This is a genomic window from Paenibacillus foliorum, from assembly GCF_013141765.1.
GTDB classification, from domain to species: domain Bacteria; phylum Bacillota; class Bacilli; order Paenibacillales; family NBRC-103111; genus Paenibacillus_S; species Paenibacillus_S foliorum.
Map to the genome: position 1 here is coordinate 157,504 of NZ_WHOD01000119.1, position 18,950 is coordinate 176,453.

The 18,950-nt window shown below is 44.1% G+C and carries 24 protein-coding genes; 5 read left to right on the top strand and 19 right to left on the bottom strand.

What is annotated here, in order from left to right; all coding sequences use genetic code 11:
- Nucleotides 1-82: 82 nt before the first annotated feature.
- The 10 genes from accB to GC093_RS31635 all read right to left on the bottom strand — a co-directional run bounded on the left by accB (nt 83) and on the right by GC093_RS31635 (nt 7,064).
- Nucleotides 83-577 (bottom strand): acetyl-CoA carboxylase biotin carboxyl carrier protein, encoded by a 495-nt coding sequence (gene accB, locus GC093_RS31590; protein ID WP_171655915.1) that lies wholly within the window; start codon nt 575-577, stop codon nt 83-85.
- A gap of 124 nt (nt 578-701) precedes the next feature.
- Complete coding sequence (locus GC093_RS31595; RefSeq protein ID WP_171655916.1) at nt 702-1,526, bottom strand: SpoIIIAH-like family protein; 825 nt, start codon at nt 1,524-1,526, stop codon at nt 702-704.
- A gap of 51 nt (nt 1,527-1,577) precedes the next feature.
- The gene (gene spoIIIAG / locus GC093_RS31600; protein WP_171655917.1) at nt 1,578-2,213 is read right to left on the bottom strand and encodes a stage III sporulation protein AG; all 636 of its coding nucleotides are present in this window, start codon (nt 2,211-2,213) and stop codon (nt 1,578-1,580) included.
- Nucleotides 2,214-2,245: 32 nt separating this feature from the next.
- Nucleotides 2,246-3,037 (bottom strand): stage III sporulation protein AF, encoded by a 792-nt coding sequence (gene spoIIIAF, locus GC093_RS31605; RefSeq protein ID WP_216624950.1) that lies wholly within the window; start codon nt 3,035-3,037, stop codon nt 2,246-2,248.
- Nucleotides 3,038-3,064: 27 nt separating this feature from the next.
- Complete coding sequence (spoIIIAE, locus tag GC093_RS31610; protein WP_246315744.1) at nt 3,065-4,198, bottom strand: stage III sporulation protein AE; 1,134 nt, start codon at nt 4,196-4,198, stop codon at nt 3,065-3,067.
- Between the two features lie 209 nt (nt 4,199-4,407).
- Nucleotides 4,408-4,797, bottom strand: a complete 390-nt coding sequence (spoIIIAD, locus tag GC093_RS31615) for a stage III sporulation protein AD (protein WP_171655919.1) — start codon at nt 4,795-4,797, stop codon at nt 4,408-4,410.
- Between the two features lie 34 nt (nt 4,798-4,831).
- Nucleotides 4,832-5,035, bottom strand: coding sequence for a stage III sporulation protein AC (gene spoIIIAC, locus GC093_RS31620; protein WP_171655920.1), 204 nt, complete (start codon nt 5,033-5,035; stop codon nt 4,832-4,834).
- A gap of 49 nt (nt 5,036-5,084) precedes the next feature.
- The gene (spoIIIAB, locus tag GC093_RS31625; protein WP_171655921.1) at nt 5,085-5,603 is read right to left on the bottom strand and encodes a stage III sporulation protein SpoIIIAB; all 519 of its coding nucleotides are present in this window, start codon (nt 5,601-5,603) and stop codon (nt 5,085-5,087) included.
- Entirely contained in the window at nt 5,597-6,712 is a 1,116-nt protein-coding gene (gene spoIIIAA / locus GC093_RS31630; protein WP_171655957.1) for a stage III sporulation protein AA, read from the bottom strand. Before spoIIIAA ends, spoIIIAB begins: the two co-directional genes overlap by 7 nt.
- An 85-nt stretch (nt 6,713-6,797) precedes the next feature.
- Nucleotides 6,798-7,064 carry a YqhV family protein gene (locus tag GC093_RS31635; RefSeq protein ID WP_171655922.1) on the bottom strand — a complete coding sequence of 89 codons (267 nt, stop codon included), beginning with the start codon at nt 7,062-7,064 and terminating at the stop codon, nt 6,798-6,800.
- 219 nt (nt 7,065-7,283) lie between these two features.
- On the opposite strand from GC093_RS31635, the gene comA reads away from it, so the two are divergent.
- From comA to GC093_RS31650, 3 genes are all read left to right on the top strand, one after another.
- A complete protein-coding gene (gene comA, locus GC093_RS31640; RefSeq protein WP_171655923.1) occupies nt 7,284-8,123 on the top strand; it encodes a phosphosulfolactate synthase in 840 nt (279 codons plus the stop codon).
- Between the two features lie 101 nt (nt 8,124-8,224).
- Entirely contained in the window at nt 8,225-8,965 is a 741-nt protein-coding gene (locus tag GC093_RS31645; protein ID WP_171655924.1) for a 2-phosphosulfolactate phosphatase, read from the top strand.
- Nucleotides 8,966-9,032: 67 nt separating this feature from the next.
- Nucleotides 9,033-9,497 carry a DUF441 domain-containing protein gene (locus GC093_RS31650; protein ID WP_171655925.1) on the top strand — a complete coding sequence of 155 codons (465 nt, stop codon included), beginning with the start codon at nt 9,033-9,035 and terminating at the stop codon, nt 9,495-9,497.
- A 33-nt stretch (nt 9,498-9,530) separates the two neighbouring features.
- Here the strand turns inward: GC093_RS31650 and GC093_RS31655 are convergent, their stop codons facing one another.
- From GC093_RS31655 to GC093_RS31690, 8 genes are all read right to left on the bottom strand, one after another.
- Nucleotides 9,531-10,787: an aspartate kinase gene (locus GC093_RS31655; protein WP_171655926.1), complete on the bottom strand. Its 1,257-nt coding sequence runs from the start codon at nt 10,785-10,787 to the stop codon at nt 9,531-9,533.
- 84 nt (nt 10,788-10,871) lie between these two features.
- Nucleotides 10,872-11,465, bottom strand: coding sequence for a histidine phosphatase family protein (locus tag GC093_RS31660; protein ID WP_171655927.1), 594 nt, complete (start codon nt 11,463-11,465; stop codon nt 10,872-10,874).
- Between the two features lie 76 nt (nt 11,466-11,541).
- Complete coding sequence (locus GC093_RS31665; protein ID WP_171655928.1) at nt 11,542-12,003, bottom strand: VanZ family protein; 462 nt, start codon at nt 12,001-12,003, stop codon at nt 11,542-11,544.
- A 51-nt stretch (nt 12,004-12,054) separates the two neighbouring features.
- Nucleotides 12,055-12,603: a GNAT family N-acetyltransferase gene (locus tag GC093_RS31670; RefSeq protein WP_171655929.1), complete on the bottom strand. Its 549-nt coding sequence runs from the start codon at nt 12,601-12,603 to the stop codon at nt 12,055-12,057.
- Nucleotides 12,604-13,264: 661 nt separating this feature from the next.
- On the bottom strand, nt 13,265-13,828 hold the full coding sequence (gene efp / locus GC093_RS31675; protein ID WP_171655930.1) for an elongation factor P: 564 nt from the start codon (nt 13,826-13,828) through the stop codon (nt 13,265-13,267).
- Between the two features lie 80 nt (nt 13,829-13,908).
- Nucleotides 13,909-14,982, bottom strand: coding sequence for a M24 family metallopeptidase (locus GC093_RS31680; protein WP_171655931.1), 1,074 nt, complete (start codon nt 14,980-14,982; stop codon nt 13,909-13,911).
- 2 nt (nt 14,983-14,984) lie between these two features.
- Complete coding sequence (aroQ, locus tag GC093_RS31685; protein WP_171655932.1) at nt 14,985-15,431, bottom strand: type II 3-dehydroquinate dehydratase; 447 nt, start codon at nt 15,429-15,431, stop codon at nt 14,985-14,987.
- Between the two features lie 99 nt (nt 15,432-15,530).
- Nucleotides 15,531-16,046: a YqhR family membrane protein gene (locus tag GC093_RS31690; RefSeq protein WP_171655933.1), complete on the bottom strand. Its 516-nt coding sequence runs from the start codon at nt 16,044-16,046 to the stop codon at nt 15,531-15,533.
- A gap of 293 nt (nt 16,047-16,339) precedes the next feature.
- Here GC093_RS31690 and GC093_RS31695 point away from each other — a divergent pair, with 293 nt between their 5' ends.
- Both GC093_RS31695 and GC093_RS31700 read left to right on the top strand, forming a co-directional pair.
- Nucleotides 16,340-17,320 (top strand): DUF1385 domain-containing protein, encoded by a 981-nt coding sequence (locus tag GC093_RS31695; protein ID WP_171655934.1) that lies wholly within the window; start codon nt 16,340-16,342, stop codon nt 17,318-17,320.
- A gap of 64 nt (nt 17,321-17,384) precedes the next feature.
- Entirely contained in the window at nt 17,385-17,660 is a 276-nt protein-coding gene (locus GC093_RS31700; protein ID WP_171655935.1) for a hypothetical protein, read from the top strand.
- Between the two features lie 80 nt (nt 17,661-17,740).
- Here GC093_RS31700 and GC093_RS31705 read toward each other — a convergent pair whose 3' ends face one another.
- Nucleotides 17,741-18,724, bottom strand: coding sequence for a patatin-like phospholipase family protein (locus tag GC093_RS31705; protein ID WP_171655936.1), 984 nt, complete (start codon nt 18,722-18,724; stop codon nt 17,741-17,743).
- Nucleotides 18,725-18,950 lie beyond the last annotated feature (226 nt).

Genomic DNA, 18,950 nt, shown 5'->3' on the forward strand with positions numbered 1-18,950 from the left:
TAAGAAAACTTACTTCGTAAGCATAAGCAGAGTTTCGTTTTAGCGAAAAGGCTTTACTTTACGGGACTATGATTACAAACAATTATTCCGGTCTCACCAGGAATAACGGTTGACCATATTCTACCAATTGTCCATTTTCCACAAGCACTTCGACAATTTCACCTTTAATTTCAGCTTCGATCTCATTCATCAGCTTCATTGCTTCAATGATACAAACAACGGACTTTTCTTTCACTTGGCTGCCCTTGGAAACAAACTCTGGTGCACCTGGTGATGGAGATTCATAGTATGTACCTACCATGGGAGAAACGATTCTATGTAAGTTGGCATCCGTTGCGGACGTCTTATCGGCAGCGGCTTCTGCTTGGGGAGCTTGTCCCCCTGCAAATGAAGCTGGCTGCTGAGTAACAATTGGTTGAAACGATTGCTGATAGGGTGCTGCGTTAACTACAACCTGTTCAGTTTTATTAGGTTTACGAATCATAAGGCGGGAGCCTTCGCTTTCAATTTCTAACTCTTGCAAAGAGGTTTGATCCACTAGTTTGATTAACTCTTTAATTTCGCTTAGTTTAAACACAAGATTCACTCCTTCAACGATAGGTGAAACAATAACGTTGTTATTATAACACATAGATAAGAAATGGAAAGAGTCCAGTTGCTCCGGACTCTTTTTTTCTGTTACCTATATTCAATTATACAGCTTAAGGAACATATTGAACGACAATTTTTTCTGCACCGACATTCATTTCATTCATTACCTTCTCAATAATGCTGACCGCTTGGCTTTTCTCTAGCTTATTGCTCTGAACAGTTATCTTCCATTTGCTGGACTCTTCAGTAATAACAGCTTGCGGGAATTCCTTCATCAAAGTTTCTTCCAGGCTAGTAACCTTGGCTTCGTTATCCTGAATTTTCCTAAGCTCCGATTCAGCTTTAGCTGCTGCTTCAGCAGTTTGTTTAGGATCTGATATAATAGTCATCCACTTTTCAGTTTGCTTGGCTAAATCTTCATTTCGTTTAAGACCGATGTTGGTAAAATAGTCTGTCCCTGATTTGGCCTGCGTCATTACTTGTTGAAGGACTTTGGCGTCAGCTGCGCTTACTTGAGTATCTGCTTTTGCCGTTGGCTGTGCAGCTTTAGCGTCTGTTGCGGTATTGGATTTGGCACCAGACTGGGCTGCATTGGACTGAGCGCCCTTGCTTGGATCTGTTTTAACGCTGCTCTCTTTTTGCTCCGGTTTTACTGGTGTAGCAGATTGCTGATTCATTTCTGGAGTCGTGGCTGCACTTGCTTTCTTGTCGGTTTGAGCGCCAGATGGTGTTGGATTGACATTAAGGTCATTAGTGTTCACAACAATTTCTTTAGTGCTGGGACTCATTGTGCTTGTAGTACCAGTTGATTTGGTTGTTTCTTTGGAGCTGAATTGCAGGTTATTAACGTCCTCGGTAAAGAGATAATAAGCGGAAAGCACAACCATTAAACTCAGCATAGAAACCAGCCAAATTGTTTGCCTTTTCGAATTCATGTTCAAATTCCTCCTTAAGTTTTTGTATGATGATCAAGTTTGTTCCAATCCTTACTGTTTCCTGGGAAGGATTGAGATACGATTAGCCGGCACATCCAGACCGCGTTCAACGGCCTCAGTTATCATTTTTTTCACAGTCAAATTTTCAGCGCCTTTCGCTACAACCAAAACCCCCCTGATTTTCGGTTTAATGGTTTTCACAACCAACGGCTGCTTACCTCCTGAAACTTCATACAAAACCACTTCCCCGCTCCGGGAAACATCCGTAATATGGCGGGTTGCTCCATGTTGGTCCTTCTCATTGGTTACTTGCTGCGAATCTTTGGAATTGCGCTCCACCATGATCTCCTCAGTGGATTCAATAGTAACCAGCACTTCCGCTTCGCCGACTCCGACAATCTTGGTTAATATCTCTTGTAATTGCAGCTGATAAGCTTCCTCGTATTCACGGAACGCGTTCCGCTCCTTGCTTACGGATCCGCCGAAGGCCGGCTTGGCTGGATCAGGAGGAGATGCCCTCCCTACACCAATGGGATCAACATCCTTCACTGTTACATAGGAGTTGAGAATCATAAACGCTGCACCTACTAAGCCAAGCAGCATCAGCCAGCGAAACGTTGCAATTCGCTTCGTTCCACCCGGTCCGCCACTAAACCATTGCTCCAACCATTTCATCATACCGCCCATCAGATCACCTCCTCGGCATAAGCTTTATGGGATCAGGAATCGGCTTTGCCGTTTGAAGCTGCAATCTCAACCGTGATACGCTCCAAAGGAACCTGCCAGTCTTTGTTCAGGAGCATTTTGATTTGTGTTTGTTCTTGTGTGTTTGCCGTATTTGGTTCCTTGCCTGATATTACGTTGTTAGGATTGGGGCCAACCTTGTCCTTATTACCTCCAAATGCTGCCTCCGACTTAGGTTCAATCGTAATGTCAACCTGCTTGATAGCTTCAATGGTTATTGGTTTGACAGTGGCGGAAGAGGTCTGTTTGACACCTTTTGATTTGGAAGGCGCATTGGCTTGAACATCTACTTTGCGAATCTGCATTTGACCGCTCACGTCTTTCCCAATCTCCACACTCAGATTCGTCACCATGAGGCCTGTGGTTTGTTCAATGTTTCTCTTCATCAATTCGCTAACCTGCTGCTGAGCTAAACTTTGGGACTGCTGTTCTTGCCGAGTTTTAAGCTGCTCGGCCTGCCGCTCAATACTATCCAACGACTGCATGTCAGCCGCCCCCCCCTGCCGTTGACCTAATGCCGCGAGCACGCTTTTGTCACTAGAACCTTTAAACAAAGCGTCAGCATCTGCCAGCATGCTATCGATCGAGGTGTTTTTTTGAAACAAAGACAGCAGAGGCTGTAAAAGGGTCAGTAGAATAAACAGACTCATAACTGTTTTTACATAGCGCTGCATGGTCTGGTTCGGGAGAAGAATATCCACAAAAGTAGCAAGCATAATGATGAGAATAATAGCTTTGAGCCAACTGCCCAGCCAATCCAATTGCAAACCGCTCCTTTCTGCTAATCGGCTAATCTAACGCATCATAACTGACAAGTTTCCTGCGGTAATTAAGATCGTAATAGCAAGAAAGAACATTAATCCGACTATAGCCAGAGCTGCAAACACATATATCATGCTTTTTCCAATGGTCTCCAAGCAGGCAATCATCGGGTTATCTCCAAGGGGCTGCATGATCGCGGCGGACAAGTTGTATATCAAGGCTAACGCCATTATTTTCAAAGCTGGAAAAGCGCAAAGCATAATGATGATCACTACTCCGGCCAGTCCAACCGCATTTTTCACAAGTAAGGAAGCTCCGATAACCGTTTCTGAAGCATCCGAAAACATTCTGCCGACTACCGGAACAAAATTCCCTGCAATATACTTAGCTGTCCTTATCGTAACTCCATCCACTACCGCGCTTCCTACACCACGTACCGATATAACCCCTAGAAACACAGTGACGAACACCCCTAGACAGCCAACACTAATGGTTCGAAGCAGATTGGCAAGCTGCGTTACCTTGTATTTGTCCGATAGAGAGCTGACTATATGGAGTACTGCCGAGAAAAACAATAATGGAAATACAACCAAGTAAATTGCGGTTCCTACGGCGTGAATCATGAACACGATCAAGGGGTGAAGCACTGAAACTGAGACGACATTCCCCATTGAGGCCAGCAGTGTCAGCAAAAGAGGAATGACAGCGACCATGAAATGTATCATGTCTGATATAGCCGCATTGGCATATCCTATCGCTACGCTGAAGCTATTGATAGCCATAATCATTAGCACCATAAATGCAATTGCATAAGCCACCTTACTCACTGTATTTTTCTCAAATGAGCTCTGCAGCGTCTCCAGAAGCATGCTGAAAATGGTCAAAATGACTATGGATGCAAGCAGCTTCCCGTTGTATAGGATCTCATGAAAAAAATATAGAAATATTCCTGAAAAAATAGAACTCATTTTAAAATCCTTAGCTCCTGAGAGAAGATCGACAAATGTCGGGGTTTTACTATCAGGAAAGTAACCTCCGTACTTCTTCATCAATTGATTCCAATACTGCTCCACCTGATCTGTCTGCAGCCTCTCCGCCTGTTCCTGAATGATCTGTTCTACCGGTGTGGCTGCATAAGCTTGAGCACCTGAACCGTCACCAGCCATAAATCCAGGAGCTCCGAAGGTAAAACAATAAACGGTAAACATAAATAGCAGCATCGTTTGTTTAAGATATACGGACGGAGCTCGGTTTGCCTGCAAAGTGTTCTCTTTCATTAAACCGGAGGGTCGAAACTTTGTTATCAGCTTCAGCAGCTTGAGCGTGGTCGAATGCTTCATCTCCTGGTATCCTCCGTCTTCATTTACATAAGCGTTTATGCCGGCAGAAGCTTAACTACGGTTTCAATAATGACAGACACGATAGGAATGGCCATGACCATTATTAAAATTTTGCCGGAGAGCTCGATCTTGGATGCAATGGACTCCTGACCGGCATCCCTTACGATCTGAGCACCGAACTCGGCTATATAGGCTATGCCGATGATTTTTAGAATTGTTTTTAGAAAAATCATATTGATGTTTGCCTTGAGCGCCAGATCTTCCAGTACTTGAATGACAGACGAGATTTTGCCGATCAGAAACAAAAATATGGTGATACCCGTAAAGGCTGTGAGCAGGAAGGCAAACATTGGCTTCTGCTCTTTGATGATAAGAACCAGTACGGTGGTAAGAAGGCCCAAGCCTACGATTTGTATGATCTCCAAGACGGTTCACCTCTCCTGTATTTCGGAGAATAATCTACTGGAATAAGAAAATAGTTTTGATCTCTTTAAATAAGTTATCCAGCAACCTTACGACCATGAACAGAACGACTACGAATCCGATTACCGTAACCCAATGTGCCATATCCTCTTTGCCCATTTGCTTCAGGACGGTATGGATCATCGCGATAATAATGCCAATTCCGGCAATTTGGAATATCGCGTTCACATCTACATTCATTCGTGGCACCTCACCTCCAGCCTCAAAGCACTAACACATTCAAGGTTATTCAATACATCAATATGACTATGAGCGCCCCCATCAAAAGCCCTAAGGTCCTCCACATGCTCTCGTAACGCTTGCGGTCCTCTTGAGCATTTTCCAACTCACTTTGCAGCTGCTGCACAGCCAAACGGAGATGCTTCACCTGATCAGCTCCATCTGACAAACCTAATGTGAAACCGAGCTGGCGAAAAATATCCTGTTCACCTGACTTCATGGAGGTATGTCTCCAATCTGCTGCAACGGTCTGCTGCCAAATGGACTGAACCGAACGCCCTCCCGCTCTCAGCAATTCCTCGGCTACATGGCGAAAGATTAAATGAAGGGGAGCAGGACAAGTTTTTGCTACTTGCAGCAATGCATCGGGTAATGGTGTCGAACCGTAAATAATCTCGGTTTCCAACCTTTGCAGAGCCCGTATCATGTCACCAATCTGTTTCGGGCGTCGTGCAAATTGCTGTGCTTGGTAAAAGCCAAATAAGGTAGCTGCTAGCAGAATCAGCATGGCTCCCAGCAGCTTCAGCATAATGGTTCCCGCTTCTTAGGCAAGAGCTTCCCTTGTAGCAGAGAAGCGTTCGCTGTCCAGTCGATTGATACATTCGGGCTTCCTCGTTCTTCTTTCCACGAGGCTTGGACTGTTCCAACGGACTTTGAAAGCTCGGTATGCAGCATCACCGGACATCCCTCAGCATCATAGACTCCCAGAAGCGTTCCAACGCCATTCTGATTGCCCAGGACTACAATCCGACTGAATACTCCTTCTGCAAGCATCTCATGCAAGACTGGCCGCTTCATTACATCCACATGATCCAAGCCATGTGCGGTAGCAATAACCCGAATACCTGCATGAACGGCTTCGTGGATAGCAGCTGCGTCTTCTGTTCGTCCGATTTCATCAACAACCAACACTTCAGGGGACATAGATCGGATCAGCATCATCATCCCTTCCGCTTTTGGACAAGCATCTAGCACATCGGTTCGTGGACCAAGTTCAAACCTGGGCACCCCTTTGACACAAGCCGCGATCTCTGAGCGTTCATCTACAATGCCTACCTTGTAACCTCTGTGCATCAAGCTGCCATCACGGATTGAAGGTCCGCTGCTAACGATTCGAGCTAAATCGCGAATTAGCGTGGTCTTGCCCTGCTGAGGTGGCGAAACAATCAATGTGTGATGTATGCCTCTATGTCCCTGCTGATGATCCAACAAATAAGGAAGAACCTTTACTGCCGCACCTCTATGTTCATTGGCAATGCGGATATTGAAGCCGGTAATTTCCTTCAGATGCTTTACCTTCCCATGCTCGAGCACCGTCCGACCCGCTAGTCCGACCCTATGCCCACCCGTTACGGTAATGTAGCCTCTGCGAAGCTCTTCTTCAAAGGTGTACAGGGAGTGCATCGTCAACATCTCCAAAAGTGTCGCACAGTCCTCACGAGTTGGCAGATAGGCCAGAGATGGGTCTTCGCACAGCCCAGATTGTCGGGATACAAAACCATAGCTGCGTCCCCAAGCGATTTCTAACGGCCTCAGCTCCCGTACCCTTATCTCTTGTAATTCCTCAATAACTTGCTTTGGTAGAGTTGCTAGTCTTTGCCGCAAAGGGACAGAAAAAAGCCGGAGTATCGATTCCATCCTTATCATCCCTCCAAGCTCTCCATCATTAATACTTGTACTTTTAATATTCATATGTATGCTTGGACGAATTAAATATGACCATTTACTTTTTCAAAATACCAATGAAGATACAGCTAACTCCAGCCAATACCCAGAGCATTTTGCCATAAGACAGCTTATCCGCAAGTCCTGCCAGCCCAATTGTCGTAGTAGTCAGCAGTATGAGCGGTCCGACCATCGCAAGCCCTGTATTGACCATCAGAGCTTTATCAATTTGATTAAAACGAAGCATCAGCAGCGCCGCTATGATCTCAATACTGCCGGACATTAGCCGCAATGTTGCCATGCTGAGCACGATTTTGTTCAACATCGTTTAGTTCACCTCCTTAGAGTTTTCGTCGAATACTTGCTTTGTAAGCATTTGGGTGAGTTTTGCTTCAGCAAAAAATTGCTTCGTAAACTCTAGACAAGCCTCTCTATCAATCTATGCAAACCCAGCTAAATTTAGGCATCATGGGCACACCACTAATTCCAGCTGCATATGATGACACTGAAACTTAAACAAATAGAAAACGCGAGGCGATCAATCATGGAGGCAACATCACATCTCAAGTGGCATCCGCTACTCAGAGATCCGTCAAGCAGACGAACGGACAAACCGAGAATGCTAGGTAAAACGATGGTTATTGATAAAGGCTTGGGCCTACATGCACTCGATGATTTTTTGCAAACTGCAGGTGCTTATGTAGATATGCTAAAAATGGGATTTGGCACTTCCTCCCTTTATAAGACGGAGTTGTTAAAGCAAAAAATTGAAATGGCCAAGGCGCAACAAATCCTAGTGTATCCTGGTGGTACTTTCTTGGAAGTAGCGATCCAACAAGGAAAAGTTGATGCTTTTTTTGACATGGTCAGTTACTTAGGCTTTAACGGTTTAGAAATTTCCGACGGAACGATTCAGCTTGACCGCAGCTTGCGCAGCGAATTAATTCTACAAGCAAAAGAACAAGGCTACTCAGTAATCACTGAATATGGGAAAAAATGTTGGGGATCGTCCATTGAAATCGATGATTTAATTGAGACGGTTATTATCGACGCTGAATTGGGTGCCAGCCTAATAACCATTGAGGGCCGAGAATCAGGCAAGGGCGTTGGTATTTTCGATGAAAATGGAGCCTGTAAAGACAATGAAATCGAGCAGGTGCTGCAGCAGGTGCCAAGCAAGCATTTACTACTTTGGGAAGCACCACAAAAGGATCAACAGGTTCATTTACTGAATATGTTGGGACCCGATATTCATCTAGGGAACATTGCACCTCAAGACTTAATTTCATTAGAAGCGCTGCGCAGAGGGCTAAGGTCCGATACCTTGCATTTTGGAACTAGAACGGATGCTGCCGTAAAGTACGATGGAAATTGGGAGATTTAAAGGATCAGAAGCTCTTGAGGTTGGTTTTTCTATAGAAATCCAAGGATAGGCTTACGAAGTAAAGTTTTTGCATATGCGAAAACTTTTAGGAGGTTACATTTGTGGAAATATTGGTAATTCCCAGCGTCAATGAAGCGCGCATGGATGACCTAGCGAATAAAACCGTGATAGTCATCGATGTGCTGCGGGCAACGAGTACGATGTTAACCGCGTTAGCTCATGGATGCAGGGCGATCATTCCTGTGGAAACGGTATTGCAAGCTAAGCAGCTTCAACAACCAGGCTATTTACTCGGCGGAGAACGGGCTTGCAAAAAAATTCCTGGGTTCGATTACGGAAACTCACCTTTTGAGTATATGGATGATAAGATAACCGGTAAACACCTTATTATGACTACAACTAACGGCACTCGGGCCATACAAAAATCGCTTAAAGCCAGCACCATAATTGCGGCCTCGCTGCTGAATGGAAAAGCTTGCGCCAAAGAAGCCGCTGCTTTAAGGAGGGACATCGTAATTCTCTGTTCAGGAACTCAGGACATCTACTCTTTAGAGGACGGAATTTGCGCCGGACAACTTATTGAGGAGCTCCAAGACATCCTGCTGTCTACTGGCGGCATAGAGCCTGAAATCAATGATTTAGGACTCAGCATGTTATATGCTTACAGACAAGTTCAGGGCAATATGACTCAGGCCTTGCTTAATTGCTCTAATGGAAAAAGGCTTAGTAAACTAGGGTTCACTGACGATATTATTTATTGCTCACGTCTTAATTTAATCGATCTGGTGCCCATCATCCAAGATGGCAAGCTAATAGCCACTCCTGTAAACCAGTTCATCTGAAGCAGTTCTAAAACAATGCCCCCCTCATACACTTAGAGAGAAATCAATGAGACAAGGGGTCCTACAAATGTACGGTGACATATTACTCGTAGTACTCATCATTATCGGGCTGATCGGACGCTCACACATTATTACGACGGCAGCATGTGTACTGCTCATAGTCAAGCTGATTAGCCTTGAAAGATTCCTCCCGACAATCGAGCGCAGAGGTCTTGAGCTTGGATTGCTGTTTCTAACCATGGGGGTTCTGGTTCCTTTTGCAAGTGAAAGGATCTCTTACAAAGACGTGGTCAGTATTTTCACATCATGGCCCGGTATTTTGGCTTTGCTCGGAGGAGCAATCGCTACGTATATGAATGGTAGAGGTCTAGCTCTATTGAAAATAGACCCACAATTAATTGTGGGTCTGGTAATCGGTTCGATCTTTGGCATTGTCTTTCTAAAGGGAATTCCCGTTGGGCCGCTAATGGCAGCGGGAATCACTGCTTTTTTATTAAAGCTGTTTACATTTGTGTTCGATAAAATAAAGTAGCTCGACCGCTAGCTATGGGACGAGCTATGAAAACTAACGTCTGTCAGAAGGTCCACCAACAAATGCCTGCTGATCTGTATCCAAGCCATATGCTGTGTGCAGTGCTTGAATAACCTCGTTCAGTCGAGTGTTATCGATAACGCAGGATGTTTTGATTTCGGATGTGCTAACCATATTAATGCTTAGGCCCAGGTCAGAAATCGTTTCAAACATCTTAGCAGCAACTCCTGGAGTGCTCACCATCCCAGCACCTACGATGGAAACCTTAACCAAATTCTCTTGGGAGGTAACCTCGCGGAATCCCACTTCAGAACGGATGCCTTCGATGACACCTAGTGCACTGTCTTTATCAGTTAGTGCAACTGTAAAGGAGAAATCAGCCAGTCCGTGAAGGACTCCGCTTTGAACAATAATATCCACATCAATTTGTGCGCTGGCCAGAGCTGTAAATACTTTAGCCAACTGCCCCGGTTTTTCTTCTACTCCGAGAATACTGATTCTTGCTACATTCTTATCGCTTGCAATCCCGCGAACAACGATTCCTTGTTCCATCGCTGCTTCCTCCTTCACATTCGTACCTGCATTATGGTTGAAGCTGGATCTTACGACCAGCGGTACATTATAATTTTTGGCATATTCCACAGCTCTTGGATGCAGCACTGCAGCTCCCAAATTCGCAAGTTCCAGCATCTCATCATACGTGATCTCAGGAAGCTTACGAGCGCATTTAACCACACGTGGGTCCGTAGAATAAATGCCGTCTACATCGGTAAAAATTTCACAAACGTCCGCTTTTATTGCGGCTGCTAAGGCAACTGCTGTTGTATCGGAACCGCCGCGGCCCAAAGTTGTGATCTCGCCTTCTTCAGTCATACCTTGGAATCCTGCAACAATTACCACATTTCCCTGGTCCAGCGCATTTAACACACGCTCTGGCTTAATATCTGTGATTCTTGCCTTTCCGTGCACGGCTTCGGTGTACATCCCTGCCTGCCAGCCTGTATACGATACGGCCGACTGCCCCAAGCTATGTATCGCTATTGACAGCAAAGCAACAGAAACCTGCTCCCCTGTGGATAACAGCATATCCATTTCTCTGGTCGGTGGCGTTTCGGTACTAATCTGCTTCGTCAAGTCGATCAAATCATCCGTAGTATCACCCATAGCAGAGACAACAACTACGCATTGATTACCATTCCTTTGTGTCTCTACTACACGGTTAGCCACGCGCTTCATCCGTTCCGCATCACCCACAGAACTTCCGCCAAATTTCATTACTATAAGAGACAAAGCTGTTCACTCCCTACCGAAAAATACATAACAATGTATCATTATACCATAACTGCCTCTAACGTTGAAGCAGAAAAATGTCCGCTATATCGAAAGCTGTTTCCAGCCCGTTAAACCTACCTGTTCAGATCGCCCAGGCAAATCATCTCGGCTTTGCTTGCCTCTTCGTATGTACTCCACATAGGAAGCGATCGTTCCATCGTGACTGACTATGTGCACCTTTGTTTTATCCAACCTTTTACACCAAGCGATAAATTGATCCGCCCATTTTTCAAAAAGGAATGAAGGTACTGTATTAATTCCTTGAAGCCATAAATAAGCAGGAATATCAGTAGGCAGCAAAAAATCGCTGAACAGCTCTATTAAACGCGGCGGCTCTAATGTACTATCACAGGGCATTGTTGTAAAGTCATAGCGATTCGGAAACTGCCGCGGCCCGATAGCCGGATGAATAAACCGTGCCGCATTCGTTCCGGTGCACCACAATTGGGCCGTTTGCAGCGAGCATCGTGTTGGACTTGCAATAACAGCATCCTGCTCCGTTAAAGGCAGCGTTAATCTCAGACGGGCTGCTTCCTCTACACCCTGTTGAGTTAATCCGGGATCGGCTACATTGTAGCTGGCCGGTATATGCACCATATGCTCTCCATGACCATGACGAACGAATACAATCTCCATATGCCGCCACCCCTAATCTTGTTGTTATCCTATTTTATGCACTCTCACCTCGTCTTACATCCTTATTTATTACTACCTATTTTCTAGCTCCTTTAACCAAACCAAGCCAAACCATTAATGAAAAACAACCTCTTCCTATCATCACGCCAAGTAAATTCAATAAAATATCATCAATGTCAAAGCTGCCTACTTTACCAATGAACTGCAAGGATTCAACAGCTGTTAAAACCAATACAAAAAGACTTGCTAGGTGTAAGCGCTTAATATAGCGGGGGAATAACATAGGTATCAAGATTCCAAAAGGGATAAAGGCCCCGACGTTACCAAATAAATTAATAACCCAAATGCCGAAATTATAATGGTGATATTCTTGAATATAATTGGCGATCGTTTTAAAAGGAATAATGTTATACATCCGATCTGTCCGATTAGCACGCGAAAAGCCAAAAAACAGCAGGTAGATCATAAAGGAGGAGTACCCGGTAAATAGAAACCATGCAGCTACCCGCAGCCGTTGATGAAATCGAGCTGTACTCAAGCTGACCAGCTCCTCTTCACAATAAATTTAGTGCTTTAATATAGACCAGTATTACCGTTTCGCATCCCATTCTCGAGCAAGCATCCCGTAAATAACATGATCAATATAATGATCATAAAGCCATTCAGCCTGCCGAACAACCCCTTCCTGCTTAAATCCAAGCCTCTCTGGAATCGCTCTGCTTTTGGCATTCAATTCCCCAACTTTAATTTCTACACGATTTAATTGCATGACTCCGAACAAATGATCAACAACTGCACAACAGCTTTTCGTCATGAGCCCTTTACCCTCGAAGCCTGTGGCAAGCCAGTAACCAATAGATGTTTTTTTATGAGTCCAGTCAATGGAATGCAGACCAATATTACCAACAAGCTCTCCCTGATAAAACATTAAATAATTAAAACCATTGTTCGCAGCATGCTGCCTTATACAGGATTCAAGAAACATCTGGATATAAGCTGCGCTTCGCGTACCATCTACCCAAGGCAGCCATTCGCGCAGGTGAGCCCGATTGCTGTTAACCAGATCATACAATTGAGCGGCATATTTAACCTCACACAATCGAAGCTCCAGATCTTCATCTACTTTACAATTAATCATAAGCTTGTTATCTCCATGTCTGTAACATCAATTTTAAATCCTAAAAAAGGTTCAACCTCAAAAGCAGTGCTTGACCCTCCCCCGGCCATCAGCCTGCACAATCCTGCAAACATGCAGTTATTAACTACTGAAATTTGCTTGTGGAGGAAAGAACTGCAAAAGTACAGCCATTTTCATGTAAAATGGTCCGATTAAGCTTAGAATGCACAGAAAGATGCACATTTACATGAATTCATGAACACTGCCGATAAAATTTCCAAGAAGCTGTATAGATGCAGGTTTTCGGAGTAGGCCGTAGCTTCGAATAATGTCTATTTGATGCCAATGCCGTTCGAAAAGTCTTATCCAGCGATGAGTTAGGTATGAAACTGAAATCGAATGGCTTCGTCAAGGGCTGAGCAGGATATGAGCCGAAATCGAATTAGATTTCGTCAAGCGCTGATTTCGTTTCTGAGCCAAAAAAAGATTTACACCTTTCGGCAGCTGATAAACAGCAAGCTTAACAGGCATAAATCTTAGTTTGCACTACTTATAAGAAAGCTTCAATTCGAAGCCTTTTCGATGAAGGTACCTATGTGTCTTAACGGTAGCTTTTCATGCTATACCAGAATGGTTCAGCTCCGCTGAAGCTTATACATTCTGATACATAAAATGACTGCAACTACTCTTTGGCACGGGAAATATATTTGCCTTCGCGTGAGTCAATTAGTAGTACGTCACCTTCATTAATAAATAGAGGAACCTGTACACTAAAGCCGGTTTCTAGCTTAGCGCTCTTCGTTGCTCCTTGTGCAGTATTACCTTTAATACCTGGCTCGGTTTCAGCTACTTTTAGCTCGATGCTGTTAGGAAGGTTAATTCCTAGAATCTCACCTTGATAGCTCATGATATGAATCATCATATTTTCTTTAAGGAAATTAAGCTCCCATTCCAGCTGCTTGGCAGTTAAAGTGAATTGGTCGAAAGTTTCAGTATCCATGAACGTATGTTCAGTACCGCTTGCATACAGATATTGCATCTCACGGTTTTCAATATGTGCGCGACCTACGTTCTCACCCGCACGAAAAGTACGCTCAACTGTATTTCCGTTACGCAGGTTTTTCAGCTTGGAGCGCACGAATGCAGCACCCTTGCCTGGTTTTACGTGTTGAAAATCAATTACTGTGAACAAATCATGTTCTACTTGGATGGTCAAACCTGTTTTAAATTCGTTAACTGAAATCACTGAAAAATACCCCCTAAAAATGTGAGCAGACGGCATGATTTGCCGTAAGACAAAGGTTCAGACGCTGCTAAATTGTAATGCTAATCAAGCACAATCAAGTCTTTACTTGAATGTGTTAATTTCTGGTTACCGGTTTCAGTAATAACGATATCGTCTTCGATGCGTACTCCACCAAAGCCCGGCAAATAGATACCCGGTTCGACAGTTACCGTCATTCCTGGTGTTAGAACAACATCCCCTTGGGTGGACAGCCGCGGCGCTTCATGTATTTCCATGCCAAGTCCATGGCCTAGTCCATGACCAAAAAACTCGCCGTATCCATGCTGTTTAATGACATCTCGGGCTATTGCATCGGCCTGCTGCCCCGTCATTCCAGGCTTAATCTTATCCAATGCTGTTAGCTGAGCCTCCAGCACGATGTTGTATATTTCCTTGTGCTTGTCCGTCGGTTTCCCGAGTACGATAGTTCGTGTAATGTCCGAGCAATAGCTTTTGTAGTAAGCACCGTAATCCAATTTCACAAACTCATTCATTTGCAAGATTCGATCGCTTGCCTTACCATGCGGCAGTGCGGATCGTTCACCGGAGGCGACAATGGTTTCGAAGGAAGTCGAAGCAGCTCCATTCTTCCTTACGAAAAATTCAATTTCAAGCGCAATATCCAGTTCTTTAACTCCTGGCTTCAGAAAGGGCAAAATATGTGTAAAGGTTCGGTCAGCCAAATCAGCCGCTTCCTTCATGACATCAAGCTCAGCAGCATCCTTCACCAATCTCAACCTCTCAACAAGCCCGCCGGTGGCAACCAATTCAATCCCTTGAAGCGCTTCGGCTGTAGACAGGTAAGTGCCATAGGTCATATCCATTTTCTCAAAACCAACCTTAGATATCCCATGTTTAGTCAGTAATGCACGAACCGTCTCCATTGGCTTAGGAGCATGCTCTACAACCTCATAGTGTACAGCCTGTACAGGCGCTTGACTCATGTAACGGAAATCCGTTAGCAGATAAGCTTTGGCTTCAGTTAGGAGTACATAACCGGATGAACCGGTAAATCCAGTCAAATATTGACGGTTTACCCCATTGGTGATAAGCAGTGCTTGCAATCCTTGTTCTTGCATAACAACTCGGATTCGACCCAATCGTGCTTGCTGCATTGTTATCCCTCCAGTGACTTGAGGTGGTTTACCATAGCGCGTAGGCCAAGTTCATAGCCTTCCGCACCCAATCCTGCAATTTGTCCCAGTGCAACAGGAGCGATCACCGATACATGGCGAAATGCTTCTCTTTTGTGAATATTGGAGATATGCACCTCAATAAGCGGAAGCTGTACAGTACTGATTGCATCCCGCAGTGCATAGCTGTAATGCGTGAAGGCACCAGGGTTCATAATTATGCCATCCATAGTGCCAAAGGCCTCATGAATTTTATCGATCAAGGCCCCTTCGTGATTGGATTGAAAGCAATCCAGTTCAATTCCAAGCTCTGTTGCAAGCTTCCGAAGATTGTCTTCAATGGCCTTTAACGAAATAGAACCATAAATACCGGGCTCACGTACACCCAGCATGTTTAAATTAGGACCGTTTAATACTAAAATCCTCTTCAAACGCAGAACCTCCACATACCCTTAAAATACACGTACAAAATATTTTACCATAACTTTCTTCTATTTGAGAACTTTTTTTTACGAAGATAAGCTAGATGGCTATTCCGGCTGTGGATTGTTCGATCCTGTACTGAATGGTTCACGAGCACTTTCATCGTTAAATTCGAAGGCAATACTGTATCCAATAAACAAGCCCCAAAGCATAAATAGGCAAGCTTCTGTGAGGATGGTGTTCCAATCCAAGAACGCAATCCAGTTCATCATCCCTGTGATGGGTCCAATTAAGAGGAAGATAATCCCCCAGATTGCCAGCCCGTAAACAACACCAACCCATGGTCCTATGGCCTTAGCAAAGAAAATGGTATACAACAGTGTCGCCACAATTGAAAATAAAATAAAAACCGCCCAACCGAGCAAATAACCTTGCCAGGTCAGCAAAAAGCTCCTTTTGAAGAACGGCTCCACTAAAAATCCAGGCGGCAAGCTGGTAAAATGAAAATAATGTTCTACCATTTTAACAGCTCCCCAAAACAGTCCAGCAAAAAAACCAATATACAGTGAAAAAGTCCATTTATTGGAACGTTTTATGGTTTCCTTTTCTCCCTCGACTTCCATAACGGCCCTCCCTTTCTTCTAGGATGATTAAATGGGTTTAGGTTCTGAATAACTTTAGTATATGCAATTTTTTGTACCCTAAACTTTACGTTGTCTATAGGGCAGATATGTATTAGTTACCAATCTAATATCTAGGACATTTAGCATCGAAGTCCTCATGGATGGGCAGGTTTATCGAAGTTTACCAAGCAAAGTATATAAACTTATACTTCCTGTTTAACTTAAATCTAAGGCTGATTCTTATTTTCATACCCAGCGGTAGCTTTCTCTCTTTGAATCCGATACAATAAATAATGAAACCTACACATATATATCAAAAGAAGGTGTTTTCGTTGTCGCAAAATGAGCAGCCATGTACGATTTACGGCGGTCAAGCCGTGATCGAAGGAGTAATGTTTGCAGGTCTTAAAACCCATGTCACGGCCGTACGCAAAAAGGATAATTCCATCGCCTATTTCGAAGTGCCAAAGAAGGAAATCGGCTGGGTGCAAGCTTTGAAGAAAATACCTTTCATTCGCGGAATTGTTGGCATAGTTGAAGCAAGCGCGAAGGGTGCACAGCATTTGAACTTTTCTGCAGAAACATTTGCTGAGGAGCAGGGTGAAGAACAAACACCTAAGGAAGAACAGAAAGAATCCTTCACTGGAAAAATTTCGATGATTCTCGGTGTAGCTGTAGTAGGGGTTTTATCCTTCCTATTTGGGAAGTTTATATTCACACTGGTCCCTCCTACTATTGAACAAGTATTATTCGGTAAACTATTCGTCAACCAGATCGGACATAACTTGCTCGAAGGACTTATCAAAATCGTTTTGCTCGTTGCCTATATATACTTTATTTCACTCACACCCATGATTCGCAGATTGTTCCAATATCATGGAGCGGAGCATAAGGTTATAAGCGCATATGAGGCAGGTGTTGAGCTGACTGTAGCAAATGTACAGAAATTCAGCACACTTCACTATCGCTGCGGAAGTAGTTTTATCGTCTTTACGGTATTAGTCGGGGTAATTATTTATTCGTTTTTCACTTACGATACCTTTGTTGAAAGAATTGTGCAGCGAATCATTCTTCTGCCAGTAGTAATTGGGGTTTCGTACGAGGTGTTGCGTTTCACTAATTTGCTTCGCGATATACCGGTACTTCGGTACCTTGGTTATCCAGGATTGTGGCTGCAATTGCTAACCACCAAACAACCTGATGATTCTCAAGTCGAAGTGTCAATCGCTTCTTTTAATCGGATGCTGGAGCTGGATAAACAAGCAAGAGTGTGAGATGAAGACTCACTCACTTTCGAAGAAAGTTCTGTTAAAGCGAAACTCTAAGGAGGAAATCGTGATGAAGAAACGTTATCCTATTGCCGCCTATATTATCCTTGGATTAGCCTTGATTGGATTGGCGTCCAAAGCATTATCTCTTATTATTCCTATAGCTGTGTTTGCTGTCATTTTTCTGCTTTATAAATTCCCGCCAAGTACTTGGGGACGAAGTGGAAGAACCAAGCAGGGACCCAAAAATTTCAGCCGCACTAAAGAGAAACGAAGCAGAAATGCTACGTTCCGCGTCATTGACGGCAATAAGGGAAGCTCAGATGAGCCTCCCAAGTATCACTAAACGGCGATCTAATCGCCGTTTTTTTATTTTCCAAGTCTCAGTTGCACGCTGTGGCGCAGTAGGCAGCAGTTAAACCCCTATTAGAATGTAATGGGGGCTCTCTTACGGACCACATGCTGCATATAGCTGCTTTTGTAATCAGTCAATTTCCACTTGTTTAAGAAATTCTCAGCGGCTCGGTTGCCTGATTCATAAAGCTCCCGACTTTTTTCCTTGGATATGTCAAACTCTGTGTTACTGACTCCTAAGGTAGGAATTTTCACTGTACGGAAGCGGTTCGCATCTTCAATGTAACGTTCATCATGGGCATCCATCATTGTAGAGAAGAGTGCCTTCAACATGCTTAAGGGGCCGAAAATTTTATTGGGCTTACCCGTTCCACGCCCTACCAATTGAAAGCCGATGGTAGGTATCATGGAATCCAAAGCCGGAACCTCATCTTGATCAAACAACCATAGTGGAAAATTGCTTAATAGCCCGCCATCTACGATATAAACAAATTGATCGGCAAAGGTTTCCGTTGGGAGCCTTTTAGATGCTGATTTACGGATTATGACGGGGTCGAAAAAATAAGGAATGCTTGTACTCATGCGCACAGCCTTGGAAATGGGAAACTGAACGGGATCAATGCCATAATCAGCAATATCGTCCGGTAGAACTAGCAGCCTACGACCGGAAATATCCGAAGCGACAATACGCAGCTGGTTAGGCCGAAGATCACCAAATGTACGGATCCCTTTGGCTAGAAGCAATGTGTGAATCCAATACTCCAATGTTTCCCCCGAGTACAAGCCTTTTTTCAAAAATAAACGTGCTAACGGTCCGACCAATTTGGTATCAAAAATCTTGGAACGCTGCATAAAAGCACTGAATGGAGTAGCTTCTATGACTGCTTTCAGTTCATCCGACGTATAGCCGGCAGCTACTAAAGAGGCAATAATAGCCCCTGAAGACGTTCCAGCCACTTGATTAAAGGTAAGTCCCCTGCTCTCTGCAGCGTGTACAGCACCGGCCAATGCGATCCCCTTAACCCCTCCACCTTCAAAAACGGCATTAATTTTCACATATATCCCATCCCCGCTGTTATATATTCCGCAACAGACCAAGCAACTCATTGGAATATATGCAGGGCGGGTTTGACCCAATACCCGTTTTTTCAAGGAACAAATGACTCGCTGACCAAAGAATCGTCCAAGATTTCGGGGTTACTTGGGCTGCTACCTGATGTGATGGAATTGAACTATGTGTGTACGACTATGAGGTGCGGCATAAAAAAAGCATCCGATAAAT

Excerpts from the sequence above, each read along its gene's own strand:
- GC093_RS31635 (WP_171655922.1), bottom strand. The coding sequence starts at position 7,064 with ATGTTGAACAAAATCGTGCTCAGCATGGCAACATTGCGGCTAATGTCC.
- spoIIIAE (WP_246315744.1), bottom strand. The coding sequence starts at position 4,198 with ATGGCTGGTGACGGTTCAGGTGCTCAAGCTTATGCAGCCACACCGGTA.
- spoIIIAG (WP_171655917.1), bottom strand. The coding sequence starts at position 2,213 with ATGGGCGGTATGATGAAATGGTTGGAGCAATGGTTTAGTGGCGGACCG.
- GC093_RS31660 (WP_171655927.1), bottom strand. The coding sequence starts at position 11,465 with ATGGAGATTGTATTCGTTCGTCATGGTCATGGAGAGCATATGGTGCAT.
- GC093_RS31680 (WP_171655931.1), bottom strand. The coding sequence starts at position 14,982 with ATGCAGCAAGCACGATTGGGTCGAATCCGAGTTGTTATGCAAGAACAA.
- spoIIIAB (WP_171655921.1), bottom strand. The coding sequence starts at position 5,603 with ATGCTGAAGCTGCTGGGAGCCATGCTGATTCTGCTAGCAGCTACCTTA.
- GC093_RS31690 (WP_171655933.1), bottom strand. The coding sequence starts at position 16,046 with ATGGAAGTCGAGGGAGAAAAGGAAACCATAAAACGTTCCAATAAATGG.
- spoIIIAC (WP_171655920.1), bottom strand. The coding sequence starts at position 5,035 with ATGAATGTAGATGTGAACGCGATATTCCAAATTGCCGGAATTGGCATT.
- GC093_RS31595 (WP_171655916.1), bottom strand. The coding sequence starts at position 1,526 with ATGAATTCGAAAAGGCAAACAATTTGGCTGGTTTCTATGCTGAGTTTA.
- comA (WP_171655923.1), top strand. The coding sequence starts at position 7,284 with ATGGAGGCAACATCACATCTCAAGTGGCATCCGCTACTCAGAGATCCG.
- GC093_RS31695 (WP_171655934.1), top strand. The coding sequence starts at position 16,340 with ATGAAACCTACACATATATATCAAAAGAAGGTGTTTTCGTTGTCGCAA.
- GC093_RS31670 (WP_171655929.1), bottom strand. The coding sequence starts at position 12,603 with ATGATTAATTGTAAAGTAGATGAAGATCTGGAGCTTCGATTGTGTGAG.
- GC093_RS31700 (WP_171655935.1), top strand. The coding sequence starts at position 17,385 with ATGAAGAAACGTTATCCTATTGCCGCCTATATTATCCTTGGATTAGCC.
- GC093_RS31650 (WP_171655925.1), top strand. The coding sequence starts at position 9,033 with ATGTACGGTGACATATTACTCGTAGTACTCATCATTATCGGGCTGATC.
- spoIIIAA (WP_171655957.1), bottom strand. The coding sequence starts at position 6,712 with ATGGAATCGATACTCCGGCTTTTTTCTGTCCCTTTGCGGCAAAGACTA.